Origin of the sequence: Flavobacterium defluvii (assembly GCF_900129555.1) — a bacterium.
In the GTDB taxonomy this organism is placed as follows: domain Bacteria; phylum Bacteroidota; class Bacteroidia; order Flavobacteriales; family Flavobacteriaceae; genus Flavobacterium; species Flavobacterium defluvii.
This window is the reverse complement of the sequence record NZ_FQWC01000005.1, coordinates 172,387-191,092: the sequence shown is the minus strand read 5'-3', so window position 1 is coordinate 191,092 and position 18,706 is coordinate 172,387. Positions and strand designations below refer to the sequence as shown.

Annotated in this window: 11 protein-coding genes; all 11 read right to left on the bottom strand. The window is 36.2% G+C overall.

The window, feature by feature from the left end; translation table 11 throughout:
- Positions 1-6: 6 nt before the first annotated feature.
- Complete coding sequence (locus BUC29_RS12865; RefSeq protein ID WP_073416581.1) at positions 7-2,985, bottom strand: SusC/RagA family TonB-linked outer membrane protein; 2,979 nt, start codon at positions 2,983-2,985, stop codon at positions 7-9.
- Between the two features lie 330 nt (positions 2,986-3,315).
- Positions 3,316-5,247 carry a family 2A encapsulin nanocompartment cargo protein cysteine desulfurase gene (locus tag BUC29_RS12860; RefSeq protein ID WP_073416580.1) on the bottom strand — a complete coding sequence of 644 codons (1,932 nt, stop codon included), beginning with the start codon at positions 5,245-5,247 and terminating at the stop codon, positions 3,316-3,318.
- Positions 5,231-6,151: a family 2A encapsulin nanocompartment shell protein gene (locus BUC29_RS12855; protein WP_073416579.1), complete on the bottom strand. Its 921-nt coding sequence runs from the start codon at positions 6,149-6,151 to the stop codon at positions 5,231-5,233. Before BUC29_RS12855 ends, BUC29_RS12860 begins: the two co-directional genes overlap by 17 nt.
- Positions 6,152-6,256: 105 nt before the next feature.
- A complete protein-coding gene (gene cysK, locus BUC29_RS12850) occupies positions 6,257-7,177 on the bottom strand; it encodes a cysteine synthase A (RefSeq protein ID WP_073416578.1) in 921 nt (306 codons plus the stop codon).
- A 201-nt stretch (positions 7,178-7,378) separates the two neighbouring features.
- A complete protein-coding gene (locus BUC29_RS12845) occupies positions 7,379-9,034 on the bottom strand; it encodes an arylsulfatase (protein ID WP_073416577.1) in 1,656 nt (551 codons plus the stop codon).
- 605 nt (positions 9,035-9,639) lie between these two features.
- On the bottom strand, positions 9,640-10,899 hold the full coding sequence (locus BUC29_RS12840; protein ID WP_073416576.1) for a YeiH family protein: 1,260 nt from the start codon (positions 10,897-10,899) through the stop codon (positions 9,640-9,642).
- A 344-nt stretch (positions 10,900-11,243) separates the two neighbouring features.
- On the bottom strand, positions 11,244-12,857 hold the full coding sequence (locus BUC29_RS12835) for a sulfatase-like hydrolase/transferase (RefSeq protein ID WP_073416575.1): 1,614 nt from the start codon (positions 12,855-12,857) through the stop codon (positions 11,244-11,246).
- Between the two features lie 219 nt (positions 12,858-13,076).
- Positions 13,077-13,784, bottom strand: a complete 708-nt coding sequence (locus BUC29_RS12830) for a rhodanese-like domain-containing protein (RefSeq protein WP_073416574.1) — start codon at positions 13,782-13,784, stop codon at positions 13,077-13,079.
- Positions 13,785-13,874: 90 nt separating this feature from the next.
- Positions 13,875-14,942 carry a sterol desaturase family protein gene (locus BUC29_RS12825; RefSeq protein WP_073416573.1) on the bottom strand — a complete coding sequence of 356 codons (1,068 nt, stop codon included), beginning with the start codon at positions 14,940-14,942 and terminating at the stop codon, positions 13,875-13,877.
- Positions 14,943-15,271: 329 nt separating this feature from the next.
- On the bottom strand, positions 15,272-17,194 hold the full coding sequence (locus tag BUC29_RS12820; protein WP_073416572.1) for an arylsulfatase: 1,923 nt from the start codon (positions 17,192-17,194) through the stop codon (positions 15,272-15,274).
- A gap of 31 nt (positions 17,195-17,225) precedes the next feature.
- A complete protein-coding gene (locus BUC29_RS12815; RefSeq protein WP_073416571.1) occupies positions 17,226-18,701 on the bottom strand; it encodes a RagB/SusD family nutrient uptake outer membrane protein in 1,476 nt (491 codons plus the stop codon).
- Positions 18,702-18,706 lie beyond the last annotated feature (5 nt).

The window sequence follows — 18,706 nt, the reverse complement described above, 5'->3', positions numbered from 1 at the left end:
TTCATTTTAAAAATTAAAGTTTACACCAATTGCAGTTGTTCTTGCAGGCGGTGCTGAGTAAAAATCTTCTCCAATTCCTGTATCATCTCTTCTTGCCTCAGGATCATTACCTTCGTAATTTGTAAATGTTAATAGGTTAACAGCAGTAAAATAAATTCTTAAACTGCTCATTCCTAAATCTTTCAATACGTCTTTAGGAAGCGTATAACCTAAAGTTAAATTTCTTAAACGAACAAAATCAGCTTTGTCTAAATAACGTGAAGAATCCTGAGTTCCGTTTCCTCCTCCAAATCTTGCCTGTGGTACATCTGTAATATCACCCGGTTTCTGCCATCTGTTTAACTGATCTGCTGTCTGGTTGTCAAAATAATCAGCCGCAGTCGATTGGTAAATTCCTGCTGAATTGTAAATACTTGCTCCCCATTCTCCCTGAAATGTAAAGGTAAAATCAAATCCTTTGTAAAGAATAGTATTGGTTAAGCCAGACATTAAAGTTGGGAATGGATTTCCGGCAATAATACGTTGTGCTTCACTATAATTTCTAGTTTTAGTACGATCTAGTGTACCATCAGCTTTTTTAGTGTTTTTATAAAATAAAGCGTCTCCGTTATCAGGGTCAACTCCAGCATATTCAACTAAATAGAAAGACGAAATGTTTTCTCCGACTCTGTTGATATTATAAGAAACGATAATATCTCTGTTATCATTTGGAAGCGATTTTACTTTTGACTCATTTGTTGTGATATTGAAACTTGTGTTCCATTTAAAGTTTTCAGTATCAATATTTTTTGTGTTTAAGGTAACCTCAAAACCATTACTTCTAATTTTTCCGATATTTTTATTGATAGAAGCTGCTCCGGAACTTATTGGCAACGGAACTTCAAATAATAATCCGTCCGTATCTTTTTGGTAATAATCGGCTTCAAGTGTAAATCTGTTTAAGAAACCAACTTCGATACCAAAATCTGTCTGAGCTGATTTTTCCCAAGTCAAATCGTCATTACCCGGCTGATCGAAAGTAAGTCCAGATTTTAAGTTATAAGGATTTGGTCTGTAAAGCTGACGAGAAGCAAAATTCCCGATTTCGGCATTTCCTAATTTACCCCAGCTTCCTTTAACTTTTAAGTTCGTCAAAACATTACTGTTTTTTAAGAATTCTTCCTGAGAAATAACCCATCCTGCAGAAAAAGCAGGGAAAACTCCAAAACGCTCATTTTTACCAAAACGAGATGAACCATCACGACGAATACTTGCTTTTAAAAGATATTTGTTCATGTAGGAATAATTCAATCTTCCAAATTGAGAAACAAAAGCATAATCTGTTTCGTTTCCGTGTCCTTCGTTTACCTCAGCACCGCCGTCTACTGTTTGAAAATCATCGCTTGAGAAATAAATACTGTTTACGTCCTGATATCTTCTATGGTACTTATTGAACTCCATACCAGCCACAACATTGAAAGTATGTTTTTCTGCAAATGTCTGATCATATGTGAAATAATTACTCGAAACATAATTTTCTGTATTTACAGAAGAAGCAAAAACAGCTCCGTCTGTTGCCATAAAAGGTGCATTTTTACCTTGCCAGTAATCTTCTGTCTGAGATAAAAGATCATATGAGAAATCAGAATTAAATTTTAATGAATTAAGAATTCTAAACTCTGCAAAAGCTTTACCTGTAAGTCTGCGCATAATGGTTTTCCAGAATGTATTATCTTTTGCTAAAAGGTAATTTGAGTATTCTGTATTTGGGTTTGCGCTTCCGTCTTCTAATCTTGCCGGCGAAATAGGCGCTTGCGCAACAGACTGCAATGGAGAAGAGAATGAGTTATCATCCTGAACCCTGTGAATTAAAGATCTAGAAAAACCAAGGTTCATTCCCAATGTTAAACGATCCGTAACTTTATGCGATACGTTTGTTCTTGCTGTGAATCTTTCTAAAGTATTGCTGTCAACAATACCCGTTGTGTTGTTGTACGCACCAGAAAAGAAATATTTTGTTTTTTCATCTCCTCCAGAAGCAGAAAAATCAGCATCGGTAGTATAACCAGTTCTTAGGGCAATATCCTGCCAGTCAGTATCGACTGCACCATTTCTCCAGTCGGTTCCCTGAGAAAGATATTCTAACTCATCTTCAACAGATTCTAAGTCATTTACGTTTCTTCCAGCCTCCTGCAATAATTCAACATATTGTTTTGCATTCAGCCATTTTCTTTTATGAGTAGCTTCGCTTACACCTTGAGAAAGATTTACGGTAAAAGTTCCTTTTCCTTCTCTTCCTTTTTTAGTAGTAATTAAAACAACTCCGTTTGCTCCACGCGCTCCATAAATTGCTGCCGAAGAAGCATCTTTTAAAACGTCAATAGATTCAATCTCATTTGTACTTAAAGTCAATAAAGGGTTTGTTGGCGCTCCGTTGCTGGATTCATCGTCATTAATTAACGGAATTCCGTCCAAAACATACAAAGGCTGTGTTCCCGCACTAATACTCGCTGCACCGCGCACACGAATATTAATACCACCGTCAACCTTACCGTTTGTCTGCGTAATCTGCACACCTGCTAATTTTCCAACCAAAGCATTCTGAACGTTTGAAACCGGAATCTGCTGAATATCTTTTGCCGTTACACGAGCAATATTATCCGTTAAATTTCTCTTCGATTGAGTTCCGTAACCTACAACAACTACAGCTTCAAGTTCGTTTTGAACTTCAATTAATTCAATTTTAATATTGTTTGCAGCCGGAACTTCGACAGTGTCATAACTTACATAACTTACAACCAGTATTTCGCCTTTTTTTGCTGCTATTTTAAAAATTCCATCAAAGTCAGTTTGAGCACTAACATTTTTTCCCTTTACAATAATATTTACTCCGGGAATTGGTAATCCTTTTTTATCTGTTACTTTTCCGGAAATAGATTCTTGTGCTGCGGCTATTTGTACAAATAGTAAAAACAGCCACAAAAAGTGTTTTAATTTAATTTTCATGTTCATTTCGTTTAAATTAGTCTCTCAAATATCCTAATTTAATGTTAATTTTTAATGGTTTTTTAACATTAAAAATAACAAAAACATCATGTTTTGTGATATTGATAACTTTTGTATATGTGTTTGTTGGTTTTTGATGAAAATTGTTTGATTTTTTGATAAAAATGTAAGGAAGAATATCTGCGTTAAAAAAACAGGCATAAAAAATTAATAGAAAATAATTGATTTTATTAAAAAAGCGACTGTTTTATAACAATCGCTTTTCAGGGTATAATTACTTAAAATATCAAAAAAAGCAATTATCAGTTTTGAGAAGAAATCTCAATATTTTTAGAATCTAACTTTTTTAAGTTCCCAGATGGTTTTTATGAAAGTGTCGACATCTTCAGTTGTATTGTAAAATGCTAATGAAGGACGAACCGTTGTTTCAACTCCCATTCTGCGTAAAATAGGCTGCGCACAATGGTGTCCCGTTCTCACTGCAACGCCTTCTTTATTTAAAGCCTGCCCAACCTGATCGTTCGAATAGCCTTGTAAATTGAAAGACAATACACTGGCTTTATCTTTGGCAGTTCCAATCAATCTAACGCCCGGAATTTCTTTCAAAAGTCTGGTAGCATATTCTAACAAATAATGCTCGTATTGACCAATAGCTTCAATTCCTAATTTGGTTACATAATCGATTGCTGCGCCAAGGCCAATGGCATCAGCAATATTTCCCGTTCCAGCTTCAAAACGATTCGGAGCTTTATGGTATTTTATTTCCTCAAAAGTTACGTCCTGAATCATATTTCCGCCAGATTGATACGGCTGCATTTCGTTTAGCAAATCTTCTTTTCCGTATAAAGCTCCAATTCCAGTTGGACCAAATAATTTATGTCCAGAGAAAACCAGCCAATCCGGATTTAAATGCTGAACATCAACTTTCATGTGCGAAACCGATTGTGCACCGTCGATTAAAACTTTTGCTCCGGCTGCGTGTGCCATTTCAACTATTTTTTTTGCCGGCGTTACCGTTCCCAATGCATTCGAAACTTGTGTGAAAGCGACCAAACGTGTTTTTGAATTCAGCAGTTTTGCATATTCATCAAGCAGAATTTGTCCGTCATCGTCAACTGGAATTACTCTTAATTTCAAACCTTTTTTGTCAGCAAGACGTTTCCACGGAACTATATTTGCATGATGCTCCAGATTACTCACAATGATTTCATCTCCGGAATTTAAATTCTGTTCGCCCCAGGTTGAAGCCACCAGATTTATTCCTTCAGTTGCGCCTCTCACAAAAACAATTTCGTTTACAGAAGAAGCATTTAAAAATGCTTTTACTTTTTCACGAGCCGCTTCATAGGCATCTGATGCACGCGCAGCCAATTCATGTGCCGCACGGTGAATATTTGAATTTTCGTGTTCGTAGAAATACGCAATTCTGTCAATAACCGATTGTGGTTTTTGAGTTGTTGCCGCATTATCAAACCAAACCAAAGGTTTTCCGTTTACGGTTTCTCTAAGAATCGGAAAATCCTTTTTTACCAAAGCAGCGTCAAAAGAATGACCTTTAAAAAGATTAATTTCTTTATGTACGAAAGAATTCCCAACAATTATATCCGTACTTCTTTTATCAAAAGCAAAAGGATTCTGCTCCAGAAAATAGTATGAATTTGTTGTTTCATTTCCGTTTAACGGAAAATCTTCGCGTTTTTTAAATTGTGTATCGACAGATGCTAAAGCTGCCTGTAATTCAATTTCAAAAGATGAATTCTCAGTTTGAAATGGCAGATATAGATGGTTCAGTGAAAATCCCGAAAAAAGACTTTCTTCATTTAATTGAGGAGCATTTCCATTTTTTAAATTAGAATCATAAAACCCGTTATGCGGATTGTTGATGTTTAAATCATGGTTTTCTTCAACACCAGAAGAAGAATTCCTGTTTTGCGGATTAAATCCTGCTCCGGCATTTGGGTACAAAGCTGAAGTTCCACTTCCGTAATTTATTACTGATGGAGAAGCCCCAAATCCGCTAAATGCTGGCGGAGAAGGCGAAGTACTCGACGGGCTTACAACTGGAATCTGACCAAACTGATCAAGATTTCCGGCATGCAATATCGTTTCTGCAATTTTTGTCGCACGAGGATGTTCTGACTTATCCGGACTTAATGAAATTTCTTTTGGAAATTCATTTGGTAAAGCTTTAAACAACTCGTTTGCCAGATTTTGCAAATCGTCGATACTTAGTAAACCGTTGTTGTTAATATTTGTACTCATGATACTTTCCTATTTCTACATCTTCTAAAACAGCAATAGCATCATCTACCAAAATAGCCAAAGAACAATAAAGTGAAACTAAATACGATGCAATGGCTTTTTCATTAATTCCCATAAAACGAACTGATAATCCAGGAGATTGTTCGCCTTGTAATCCCGGCTGAATTAATCCGATAACACCCTGACGGCTTTCACCGGTTCTTAAAAGAATGATTTTTGATTTTCCTTTTTCGATTGGTAATTTATCAGATGGAATAAGCGGAATTCCTCTCCAGGTTAAAAACTGAGATCCGAATAAAGAAGTTGTCGGCGGCGGAACACCGCGACGTGTACATTCGCGTCCGAAAGCGGCAATTGCTAATGGATGCAAAAGGAAAAATCCTGGTTCTTTCCACACTTTTGTTAATAATTCATCAAGATCATCCGGAGTTGGCGCACCTGTTCTTGTTTTTATAATTTGAGAAGGTGCAACGTTGCTCAATAATCCGTAATCTTTATTATTGATTAATTCGCTTTCCTGACGTTCTTTGATTGTTTCGATAGCCAGACGAAGCTGCTCTGAAATCTGATTATACGGTTTGCTGTACAAATCAGAAACACGAGTGTGAACATCTACAATTGTTTGTACAGCAGCCAGATTGTATTCTCTTGGATTATCGATATAATCTACGAAAGTATTTGGTAAAACTCTTTCATCACGTGCCGAACAATCTACTTCGATATGGTTGGCGTTTTTTACTTTATTCAAACGAAATACGCCAGATTCTACAGGAACCCAATGCAATAAATGTGTTAACCAGCGTGGAGTAACGGTTCCAATTTGAGGAACGGTACGAGTTGCAATTGCTAATTGTCTTGCAGCAACATCGCCTAATGCGGTCTGTTGTTTTTCTAATTCTGCCATAGTTTTAAGGTTTTTCGGTTAATTATTTTATTTTTGATCAATTCTAAGATTTAATTCTTAAAATTACGGGTTTTATTTTATTGTAATATTTTGGTTTTTAATTTTTTATGAGAAAAAATCAAATAATTCTTCAACAGAAAGATAGCGTTCTCCAGTATCATAATTGAAAGTTAGAATTACGGCATCTTCGGGAATATTTTTCAGTTTTTTTGAAACCGCAGCCAATGCCGCTCCAGTTGAAATTCCACCAAAAATTCCTTCTTCTTTCGTTAATTTCTTAGCAAATGAAAAAGCGTCATTTTTTTCAATAGTTACAATTTCATCGATATATTCTCTGTTAAAAACCTCAGGAATAAACCCGGCGCCAATTCCCTGCAATGGATGTGGAGCAGGAATTCCGCCGCTTAAAACCGGCGAAAGCGCAGGTTCTACTGCAATAGTTTTTAAATTTGGAAAATGCTGTTTCAGAATTTTAGAAACTCCGGTAATATGTCCGCCCGTTCCAACTCCGGTAATTAAATAATCAATCCCGTCCGGGAAATCAGCTAAAATTTCCTGTGCCGTTGTTCTTTCGTGAACTTCAACATTGGCACGATTGGTAAATTGCGAAGGCAGAAAAGAATTTTTAATTGTGGCCGCCAGTTCATTTGCTTTTTCAACCGCTCCTGAAGTTCCTTTTTCTCTCGGAGTCAAAACATATTCTGCGCCGTAAGCTTCGATAATTTTTCGACGTTCGATGCTCATCGATTCCGGCATTACAATAATTACTTTGTAACCTTTTACAGCTGCAACAAGCGAAAGCCCGATTCCGGTATTTCCGGATGTTGGTTCAATAATGATAGAATCCGGATTTAAAATTCCTTTTTTCTCCGCATCTTCAATCATAGCCAGTGCAATTCTGTCTTTGATACTCGATCCCGGATTTGCTTTTTCTAATTTAATCCATACTTCATGGGTTTTAAAAAGCTTATTAAGCCTAATGTGCGGCGTATTGCCAATGGTTTCTAAAATGTTCTGATATTTCATGTGTTTGATATTTTTATGCTTCGATGTATTCAGGAATTTAAACACATAGAAACATAGAATTTCGGCACTTAAAAAAGGCGTTTCACTTATTTTAAACAAACATAGTAGGCTATGTGTTTGAAACTAGTTTCTTTTTCATCCTCTTTTACACACAAAATCTATGTTTCTATGTGTTTAAATATTTTACGAGTTTAACTAATTTTATTTTTTCAAAGCCGCACCGCCCGGCATTGTTTCTGGTTTTAGTTTGAATTTACTGTATTCTACAACTCCGGTTTTATCAGCCCATTCAAAATAAGAAGCCGAAAGTTTGTTTACAATTCCCGGATTTTGCTGAGCGACATTTGTAGTTTCGCCTCGATCTTTTTCAAGATCGTACAATTCCCATTCATAAGAAGGATAAATCGAAACCAATTTCCATTTTCCGTCGCGAACGGCTCTGTTTCCTGCTCTTTCCCAAAATAATGGTGCGCCTCTATCGACCTGTGAAACATTATCAAATAAAACAGGCAACAAACTTTTTCCAACCAAAGAGTTTGTCGTCACACCATTATATTCTTTTGGGTATTCTATTCCTGCCAATTCGTAAAAAGTAGGAGCTAGGTCAATAATATGTCCGGTTCCTTTATCAATTCTTCCTGCTTTTATTTTGGATGGAAACCAAGCGATAAAAGGGGAACTAAAACCGCCTTCGTGCATATTATTTTTATATTGCTGCAACGGAGTATTTGATAAATATGCCCAGTTTTGTTCCTGATAATCAAATGAACCCGAAGTTCCAACTGGTCCGTCATTTCGAACCAAACCTCTTCCCAACGGATTATACGTATTGAATCCGCCTTGCGCTCCATTATCTGAAATGAAAATAATCAGCGTGTTTTTATCTTTTTTAAGCGCTTTTAATTTGTCCAGAACTTTGCCAACGTTTTGATCCATATTGTCGACCATAGCGGCGTATACTTCCATTTTAGCTTTCCAGAATTGTTTTTCGTCGTAAGACAATTTATTCCATTCCGGAACTTCAGGATCTCTTGGCGATATAGTTTGGTCAGCAGGCAAAATTCCGCTGGCTTTTAGTTTCTGAATTCTTTTTTCTCTTAAAACATCCCAGCCTTCATCAAATTTCCCTCTGTATTTGGCAATATCAACAGGTTTTGCCTGAAGTGGCCAGTGAGGCGCAGTAAAAGCCAGATATAAAAAGAAAGGTTTGTTTTCCTTATTTTGTTCGTCAAGGAAAGTCACCGCATTGTTTCCGATTTCATCTGTAAAATAATACGAATCATCTTTTGGATGCAGTTCTTCGTTATTACGAATTAATTTTACCGGATACGGCGTTTTCCCGAAAGGCAGAGGTTTTGTATCAAAATAATTTGAAGCGCCTTTTAAAATTCCGTAAAACTTATCAAAACCTCTTTGGTTTGGCCATTGCGCCTGATCTTCTGATCCTACATGCCATTTTCCGGATAAAAGTGTGCTGTAACCGCCGGAACGGAAAACTTCTCCCAAAGTCAAAGATTCTTTGTTTAAATAGCCCTGATAAGCCGGTAAACCTAAATTGACATCAAAAAATCCAACTCCGGCTTTGTGCTGATATTGTCCGGTTAGGAGGGAAGCTCTTGTTGGCGCACAAATCGAGTTGTTGTAAAATTCGCGTAAACGCAAACCTTCTGAAGCCAGTTTATCGAGATTTGGTGTTTTAATTTCTGAACCATAATTCCCTAAATCTGAATAACCCATATCATCTACCAAAATCAAAATAATATTGGGTTTTGACTGCGTTTGAGCGTTCGACTCGTGAGAAGTAAAAGCTCCGGTTAAGAGAATAGAAAACAGAAGTTTTGTAATTTTTGTATTCATCGTAATGTGTTTTTTGTCTGTTGTTTTTTTTAAGTGATAAATGTTCTTTAAATCAGGTCATTTCTGTTGCCGCAGAAATGACCTTTGGTAATCAAAAAGAATGTTAGTTTGTCGTCTCTATTTTCATTTTTGATTTAGTATAGCGTAACATCTTCTGAAACATAAGTTCAAATGATATTTTAGTAAAATTGGGATAAATGAAGTTCGTTTTCATATGTTTCGATTTTAGTTTAATCTGATTCAAACGAACGTATAAGGAAGAATTAACAACAGCTGCACATATAACAAGAAGCGTTATAAGTATGTTTTTTACGAAGAATGTGGTACGTATTGTTAACTGTTGTTTTCAAAATGTAAGTTTTTAATTTTAAACTCTACTAATTCTATAGACAAAATTATATTTAAAAATGTAAAATCCAAATTAATCTTTACTTTTTTTGAAAAAAAGATGTGATATAATAGGGTGTAGGTGTATTATTTCGGTTTAGTTTGTTGATTTTTAATGTTTTAAAGGTATTAAAAAAAACACAAAGACATGCTAGATGTTTTCGCCACGAATTCACGAATTTTATTTGTCAAATTCGTGAATTCGTGGCGAAAAAAAATTAACCAAAAAGCAAAAACGCAATAATCAAAGTAACAATCACATTGAATAATTGTGCAATCAAAAAGGCATACAATGGTTTACGGCTGTTATTACTTAGTAAATCTTTAAAATTAGTTTCTAAACCAATGCTTGTAAAAGCCAATGCAAACCAAATTCCCTGCAGGTTTTTCAAACTGTCTTTTACGCTGTCTCTGGTTTCGGGAGAAATTAAAAAGGAGAAGAGTAAAGAAGCGGCAATAAATCCGATTACGAATTTTGGAAAACGTTCCCAAATTACTTTTAAGGTTGGTTTTGATTCAATTGCTTCAGACGAAGTATTATGTGAATATGTCCAATAAACCGAAATCGCAAAAGCGGCTAATCCCAACAAAACATTTTGGGAGAATTTTACAATCGTGCTGATTTTTAAAGCGGTTTCTCCAACCAAAGTTCCAGAAGCTACAACAGCTCCAGAAGTATCGATACTTCCGCCAAGCCAGGCTCCGGTTACTTCTTCGGGGAAATTGAAATATTTGGCAATTATCGGCATGAAAATCATCATGGGAATTGCGGTTACCAAAACAATTGAAATCACATACGATAATTTCTTAGAATCACCTTTTATTGCGCCCGAAGTTGCAATTGCCGCCGAAACGCCGCAAATAGAAACGGCACTTGAAATCATCATCGTTAATTCGTCGTCGACTTTTAATTTTCGACAAAGCCAAAAGGCAAAATACCAGACGGATATCACAACAACCAATGCCTGAATTAAGCCTAATGAACCTGCCTTTAATATATCTGAAAAAATAACACCGGTTCCTAATAAAACCAATCCAATTTTCACAAAAACTTCTGTAGAAAGTGATGATCGAAACCAATCCGGAAGTTTGAAGAAATTTCCAATCGCCAAACCAATTATCAAACTGAAAATTACGGCTTCGAGATTGATGGATTTTATGGCTGAATTTCCGGCGAGAATCAATGCAATCAAGGTTAAAAGATATACTATCGGAAAAGTAAAAAGAAAATATTTTACGGATCTTCCAATTAAAAAAGATCCAAGTGTTCCGATAAAAATCAAATATAGAAATTGAATTAAAAGGATTTTAAGGTTTTTAGAATCAAATACATTCGTAAATAAATCGGAAGTATTTGTCCAGCTGAAAACCGGAACTTCGGGAAGAAATATAAAAAGAGAAATACCGATTATTATAAATCCCAGAATAACTACTGTCCAGTCTTCGTGAATATTAAATTGTTTGGGTTGAGTTGACATTTGTTTTTGATTTGATTATTCTAAGAATTATTGATTCTAAGATTTTATATTAAATTGCCTCCAGCTTTAGCTGGATTTAAAGAATGTGTACATTAGAAAGCTATTAATTGCCTCCAGCTTTAGCTGGAGGTAACTGATTTGCAAATAGAAAAGGCTTTAGCCGAATTAAAAGTTTGGCTAAAGCCTTCTAAACTTTCAATTTTAAACCTCCAGCTAAAGCTGGAGGCAATTGATTGTTTAATTTCCTGCAAGGTTTCCAAAACCTTGTAGGTATTAGTTATTAATATAGAATTTAAAATGAAAGACCTACAAGGTTTTGAAAACCTTGCAGGACTGCTTTAATTTTACAAATCAACAAAGTATTTTTGTTTGCCAAAGTCGAATTCATAATAAGTAAGATTAGGCCAAAGCGGTTTAACAAGTCCTTTTTCCCAAGTTTGTAAAGCAGTTTGTAATTCTTTTACTTTTTCAGGATTTTTTGAAGCCAAATCTGTAGTTTCAGATTTGTCTTTGGATAAATCATACAGCCATTTTTCATGTGTTTTTCCGCTGATTATTAATTTCCAGTTTCCGCTTCGAATGGCTTTTGCATCGCCGGAACGCCAGTATAGATCTTTGTGCGCTTCTTTATTGTTATTGACAACGTCAACCAAATCAACTCCGTCATAAACTCTGTCTTTTGGTAAACCAGAATGTGTTACGGCTGCAATTGTGCTGAAAATATCCAATGAACTTACCGGAGTCTTATAAACAGTATGCGGCTTGATTTTTCCCTTCCACGAAAGTGCAAAAGGAACATTTATTCCGCCTTCAAAATGAGAAAATTTACCGCCTTTTAAAGGAGCGTTCGTTGTTGCAAAAGTATAATCGGCACCGCCGTTGTCACTTATAAAAAAGATTAAAGTGTTTTCTTCTAAACCTTCTTTTTTAACTTTTTCCCTAATTCTTCCAACCGCGTCGTCAAGTGCGCTGATCATCGCAAAATAAACACGTTTGTTTTCGTCTTTTACATTCGGGAAACGTTCGTAATATTTTTTGCGAACCTGAAATGGTGTATGCGGCGCATTAAACGGAACGTAAAGTAAAAAAGGTTTGTCTTTATTTTTGTCTATAAAAGCTTCGGCTTCGTCAGCAAATGTTTCGGTTAAATACTTTTTATCTTTTATAATAGTAGTATCTCGGCGAATCTGTCCAGTTCCTACACGGCCGTTGCCCCAAATTGTTTTATCGGTAAAATCTTTGTGATGATGGTTAATAATGTCCGGATTATCATCTTCGGGCGTGTAAAGTGAGAAAGCCTGATAAAATCCATAATGGTAATCGAAACCTCGGTCTAAAGGAAAAAATCCTTTGTTGTGTCCTAAATGCCATTTTCCGATAATTGCCGTATTGTAACCTTGTTTTTTGGCTAAATCAGCAAACGTAATTTCAGATTTTGGTAAACCTTGTGTGGCTATAGAAGCTTCATTTGGGTAATTTATTTTATCATTTATTCGCCAGTTGTTGGTATTTATTACATATTTAAAAGCATAATATTCTAAATTGTTTTTTGGATAACGATCTCCCGGCTGATATTCATGTCCGAAACGTTCCTGATAACGACCTGTTAATAATCCCGCGCGCGAAGGCGAACAAATGGATGCAGAAACATATCCGTCGGTAAAAGTAACTCCTGATGCTGCAAGCGAATCAATTTGCGGCGTTGGGGTCGATTTTCCTCCATAAAGAGAAATATCATATTTGCCTAAATCATCGGCAACGAGAATGATAATATTAGGTTTTTTTTCTGAAGTTGTATCTTTTTGAGACAGAAATGCTGCTTTTCCCTGAGCTAATTTTTCATCGGGTTTTATTAATGTTCCGTCTGTATTGATGGGCCAGAAAAGAAATAACGCAATAAACGAAAGGATTATAACGATAGGGAGAACGATCCCGGTTATTTTTTTATAGTTTGCCATTATGGTTAGTTATTTTTGGAATTTTGGTTTTGCATTGTTTATTTTTTATGTACAGTTTGTCAGGCTGAGCGAAGTCGAAGCCCACACAAGTAGTTCCGTCACGAAAATTCAATCTTTGTGGAGTTTCTAATGTGGGCTTCGACTTCGCTCAGCCTGACATTCGACTTCGCTCAGCCTGACACCATTGCAGTGAACTTTATCAAAGTTTCACGGGTATTTTTATTTCGAAGCTAATGCCACATCAACATCATTTTTTAAATCGCCTAAACCGTCTTTTTTGAAAATGATTTTACCATTTTGATATAAAATCAAAGTTGGAAAAACTTTTACGGTTTTTAAATCGGCGATTACCTGTGGACTGGTTTCTAACTCGATTTCTACGATTTTTAAGTTTTCACCGTATTGCGCTCTGATGGTTTCCAGAACTGGTTTTACTTTTATGCAGGCACCACAATATTTAGAGCCAATATCCACCAAAACAGTTTTGTTATCAGCAATGATTTTGTTGTATTCTGTTAAAGTCAGTTTGCTTTTAGTATTAGCATAAAAAGGTTTTCCGTTTCCAATCCAGTTAGCGATTCCGCCTTCTAAACTGTAGGCTTCTTTAAACCCTTTTTTCAATAAATCATCGGCAAGCCAAACGCTTCTTCCGGCACCAATGGAGTAAGTAAAAACGGGTTTTGATTTGTCTAGTTTTGCCACTTGTTCCGCATAATCTTTTGATTCTAAATTAAAATTTACTGCGCCGTTAAGATGATTTAATGCAAATTCTTCGGGACCGCGGGCATCGATTATCTGCGGATTTTTCTCAGCCTGAATTTTACTGTAATAAACATCTAATGAAACGGTGTTTGAACTTTTATTCTGCGAAAAACCTACAATTGTAAAAAGCAGGATTAATGTGGTAATTTTTATTTTATTTTTCATGATGGTATAGTTTGGATAAAAGCTGGCAGTGTATTCAGGGTTAATTTTGAATACACTGCCGCGCTTTATATTTTTATTTTCATTTTAAGATTAAACCTGCTCTAAAACCGGAGCTGGTTCTGAAGTTTCTATTACTTTTTCTACAGGTTTAGATTTTAGCGGAAAAGCCAAAACACCTTCGGCAAGAGAACTTCCTTCTTTTTTAGATTTGAAGATCGGCCATAAAAATTGTGCATACCATTCTTCTTGTTTGTACGATTTTGTTCCGTAAGATTCAGGGAATTTTCTTGTAATTAATCCTGTTCCGAAAATCATATCCCAAATGAAAAACATGTTTCCGAAGTTTCCTTTGAAATGTCCAACACCATCTCCGCTGGTATCTGCGTGATGCGCGTGGTGTGTTGCCGGAGTAGAAATCAATCTTTCTAAAACCCATGCAATTGGGTGTAAAACTTTGTATTTGTAAAATGGTTTGTCCCATGCAATACTTGAATGTGCGCCCAAAGTGATGAAACTTTTGATAACTAAAACGAAAAGAGCCGGTAATCCTAAACCTAAATAGGTTAAAGTTGCTGTCAAATAAATTTGAGAAAAGAAAACTGTGTAGATAAAGTTTTGTCTTGATGCCATTGCCATTCCCATGTATGGAGCAGAGTGGTGTGTTCTGTGAAAACGCCATAAAAATGGTACCTGGTGGTGCAATCTATGGTACCAGTATTGTGTTAAATCATCGGCAATTGCGATTAGGAAAAATCCTCCCCAAAACGGAACCCAAGATAATGAATTTGCCAAATCCGGCAGTAAATAGGGTAAGGCTGTTAAGCTAAAAAAAGCAATTACCGGTGGTAAAAGTAATTTTGGAGCTAAGAAACAAACAATATCAATTTTACGTTCTTCGCCTGTCCATTCGTCATCGTACAAACCTGCAGCAAATTCTATGATTCCCAAAACGACCATGAAAACGGTTAATCCCCAAGTACGGATATTTTCGAATGCTGGTTTTGCAAATTCTAAAAATGAAGGCAGTGTAATATGAGATTCGCTTACTGCGCCGCCCGTTAATTTAAAATAAAGGTAAATTGCCACTACTGGCAGTGAATAAATGAAGAAACTTATCGTTAAGTCTCGTGTTAATTTTTCTTTTTGAACTATTGCCATGACTTCTTATTTTAAAAATTGATTAATTAGTGCCAAACCTCCCGCAAGTATCACCAGCGGAACTAAAAACAAAATTGCGCCTACCACAATTTTTTTTCCTATAATTTCATAATCTATTCGTTTCATGATTTCTAAATTTTATTTTATGTATAGTTGTAAATCAGTAAATTATGATTGAGTTGTAAATTTAAATAAAAACTTCTATATCTATAGAATTAGTAGTATTTAAAATATATCTTTTTTTACCAATTTTGTTATTTATTTACATTTCTGTCAAAGAGTTACGAGTAAAATCTGCAAGGTTTAATAACCCTGCAGATTTCTATAATCTAATTACTGCTTCCGCTTTCACCAGGTTTAGAGGCTTGTTTTACTAAATCCTGCAAAGTTTTACCTTTTTCTGCACCGGTATTGTGGATTCTTCTGTTGTAAACATCCTGCCAGTCGATCAATGGATAAACATTGTTTTCTTTTGCCTGTTCATCAAAAAGTTTTTGAAGTTCAGCCAGTTTTTCAGGGTATTTTTTTGCAAGGTTGTTACGCTCGTTAAAATCTTCGTTTAAGTTGTACAATTCCCAAACATCGGCATCAAAATTACTTTCAGCCGGTTTTTCGTTTTTGCCTAAAGATTTTTTTACAGCAAATGAATCCGGTAAGTGCGCCGCCGCAGCTTTCCATCCGTCTTTGTAAATCGCTCTGTTTCCAAAAATGTAGTAATATTGAACTTTGTGTAAAGATTCAGCTTTTGGATTATCAATAGAAGCCTGAAATGATGAACCCTGAATAATATCTTGTTTAATTCCTTTGATATATTCCGGAGCTTTGATTCCTACGATATCCAAAGTTGTTGGCAGTAAATCGGTTACGTGGCTGTATTGATTTCTGATTCCGCCTTTATCTTTAATTCCGTTTGGATAAAAAACAATCAGCGGATTGTGCGTTCCACCTTCAGAATGTGCATCTTGTTTCCAGTTTTTGAAAGGTACATTTGTAGCCTGAGCCCATCCTAAAGGGTAATTCGTATTTAAACCTTTTGGCGTTCCGATTTCATCAATATTGGCTAAGTTTTTCTTCAGATTTTCTTCATCAGATGTACCTTGAGAGAATAAACTTTGGTTGATTGTTCCTTCTGTAGTTCCTTCTTTACTAGCTCCATTATCTCCAATGGCAACAAAAATTAAAGTGTTGTCTAGCTGACCGCTTTCTTTTAAATAATTTACAACTCTTCCTACTTCATAATCAGTGTAAGTTAAGAATCCGGCATACACTTCCATAAATCTTGCATACACTTTCTTTTGATCCGGAGTTAATTTTTTCCAGTCTGTGATTAACGGGTTGCGCTCTGGTAAAACAGCATTAGCAGGAATTACACCCAATTTCTTTTGGTTAGCAATAACCTCTTCGCGGTAAGCATCCCATCCTTTATCAAATTTTCCTTTATATGGATCGCTCCATTTTGTAGCAACCTGATGAGGTGCATGTGCTGCTCCGGGCGCATAGTATAAAAAGAATGGTTTTCCGGGTGCCGCTTTCTGTTGTTTTTGAATATAACTGATGGCTTTATCCGTAATTAATTCGTTTAAATGACGTCCGTCTGGTTTAATATGCACCTGATCTTCTACTAAATCCGGATTGTATTGATCTGTCTGCGAACCTAAGAATCCATAGAAATGATCGAAACCTTTTCCGGTTGGCCATCTGTCAAACGGTCCTGCATCTGATGCGTCTTCGTCTGGAGTTACACCATATTTACCAACGGCAAAAGTGTTGTATCCGTTTTCACGTAAAATCTCTGCAATTGTTCCTTTATCAGAAGGAATTCTTCCGTCCCATCCAGGAAAACCTGCAGATAAAACAGTGTGTGAAAATCCGCTTACGTGAACTCTTCCTGAATTTCTTCCGGTTAATAATGCTGCACGCGTTGGAGCACAAATTGCAGTTGTATGGAAATTTGTGTAACGTAAACCGTTGTTTGCCAAATTATCAAATGTTGGTGTACTGATTAATCCTCCAAAAGCGCTTGAAGCTCCAAATCCAACATCATCCAAAAGAATCCAAACAATGTTTGGTGCACCTTTTGGGGCTTTTACAGGATCCGGCCAGTATTCTTTAGAATCAGCTAAAGTTTTGCCAATTGTACCTTTAAACTCTTGCTGCTCTTGTGCAAAGCCAAACTGTGCCAGCAGCATTGCAGTAATCAAAAGACCTTTTTTAGGACTTTTGACTGTAGTGGTATTTTTAATTTTTTTCATCTTTAATAGTTTTTTGGGTTGTGGTTTATAATTAATAACCTGGATTTTGCGGTAAACCAACCGGGTCAATATTTCTTTCACTCTGCGGAATTGGATATAAATTGTTTCTTTCTGAAACGGAGTTTTTAGCCGTGACCTTTTTTACTTCTGTAACCAAAGTTCCCCAGCGTACTAAGTCAAACCAGCGCTGTCCTTCCTGAACAAATTCTTTTTTGCGCTCTTCCTGAATGGCAGCTCTAAAAGAGGTTTGGTCCAATCCAGTTAAATCTATTGTTACATCCGGAGTTGTAATGGTTTTTCCGTAAGCTCTTCTTCTTACCTGATTAATTAATTCGTAGGCTTCTGCTGTTGGTGCTCCGTTTTGCTCATTTATGGCTTCTGCCAAAGACAATAAGATGTCTGCATAACGAATTATAGGAAAATTGATTGCTACGTTTGCCGGAGTTGCCAAGTTGGTCAAATCCAGATATTTTTTGAAAATTGGTTTAGGAAAAGTATAAAGCGTTCCAGTAGTTGGATTTAGTAATTGTTTGGCATAACTAACATCTCTGCGAGTATCTCCCGGTTGATAGATATCATAGAACAAAGCTACATCTGAGATAATATCAGCAGGTTCAGTTGCTGTAAATCCGGTAAAAGATGTTGATTGAAAAGTACTTCCGCTGGAACCGTTTCCTGCCTGATTTGGCTCAAACTGAACAGAGAAAATATGTTCTTTTCCGTTCTTTTTTGTTTTAGTAAAAATGTCCTGAAAGTTTTCGAATAAAGCGTAACCGTAACCTCCATTAATCACTTCTCTTGCTTTTGAAATCGCATTTGGCCAATCTTTTCTAGTCAAATATACTTTTGCTAAAATGGCTTTTGCAGCTCCGGAAGTCGCACGTCCCGCATCAGCAGCAGTATAAGTTGCAGGTAAACTTTCAGCATCTGTTAAATCTTTAATAATCTGAGCATAAACTTCGTCTACCGTTGCTCTTCTTGATTTTAAACTTTCTAACTGGATAGAAGTTGGTTCGTGAAGAACAATTGGAACGCCTCCCCAAATACGAACTGCCTGAAAATAAAGTAATCCGCGGATAAATTTAGCTTCGTTAATTAATCTCGTTTTTACAACTTCGGATCCTGAAACCTGAGGAATGTTATCAATAGAAACGTTTGCTCTGTTAATTCCTGCATAAATTTGTCTCCACGCTACCTGTACACGGTCATTGGTTGCATCATGTGTTAAACTGCTCATGGCTCTAACCTGCGGATTTGTTGCAGAAACTCCGGCAGCTGCATAATCTGAACCCATATCGGTTAAGAAATAAAGGTTTCTTCCAAATAAACTCTGTTCTCCCGGATCAAGGCTTAAAGAAGCATAAACCGCTGTTACACTCGCAACGGCATCATCCTGAGTTTTAAAGTAATTATCTTCGGTTACAAACGAGGTTGGTGTTACCTCAAGGTCGGTGCACGATACAAATAATCCGGCACTTAATAGGAATGTTATTATAATCTTTTTCATTTTAT

Excerpts from the sequence above, each read along its gene's own strand:
- cysK (WP_073416578.1), bottom strand. The coding sequence starts at position 7,177 with ATGAAATATCAGAACATTTTAGAAACCATTGGCAATACGCCGCACATT.
- BUC29_RS12820 (WP_073416572.1), bottom strand. The coding sequence starts at position 17,194 with ATGAAAAAAATTAAAAATACCACTACAGTCAAAAGTCCTAAAAAAGGT.
- BUC29_RS12860 (WP_073416580.1), bottom strand. The coding sequence starts at position 5,247 with ATGAGTACAAATATTAACAACAACGGTTTACTAAGTATCGACGATTTG.
- BUC29_RS12815 (WP_073416571.1), bottom strand. The coding sequence starts at position 18,701 with ATGAAAAAGATTATAATAACATTCCTATTAAGTGCCGGATTATTTGTA.
- BUC29_RS12830 (WP_073416574.1), bottom strand. The coding sequence starts at position 13,784 with ATGAAAAATAAAATAAAAATTACCACATTAATCCTGCTTTTTACAATT.
- BUC29_RS12825 (WP_073416573.1), bottom strand. The coding sequence starts at position 14,942 with ATGGCAATAGTTCAAAAAGAAAAATTAACACGAGACTTAACGATAAGT.
- BUC29_RS12855 (WP_073416579.1), bottom strand. The coding sequence starts at position 6,151 with ATGGCAGAATTAGAAAAACAACAGACCGCATTAGGCGATGTTGCTGCA.
- BUC29_RS12835 (WP_073416575.1), bottom strand. The coding sequence starts at position 12,857 with ATGGCAAACTATAAAAAAATAACCGGGATCGTTCTCCCTATCGTTATA.
- BUC29_RS12840 (WP_073416576.1), bottom strand. The coding sequence starts at position 10,899 with ATGTCAACTCAACCCAAACAATTTAATATTCACGAAGACTGGACAGTA.
- BUC29_RS12865 (WP_073416581.1), bottom strand. The coding sequence starts at position 2,985 with ATGAAAATTAAATTAAAACACTTTTTGTGGCTGTTTTTACTATTTGTA.
- BUC29_RS12845 (WP_073416577.1), bottom strand. The coding sequence starts at position 9,034 with ATGAATACAAAAATTACAAAACTTCTGTTTTCTATTCTCTTAACCGGA.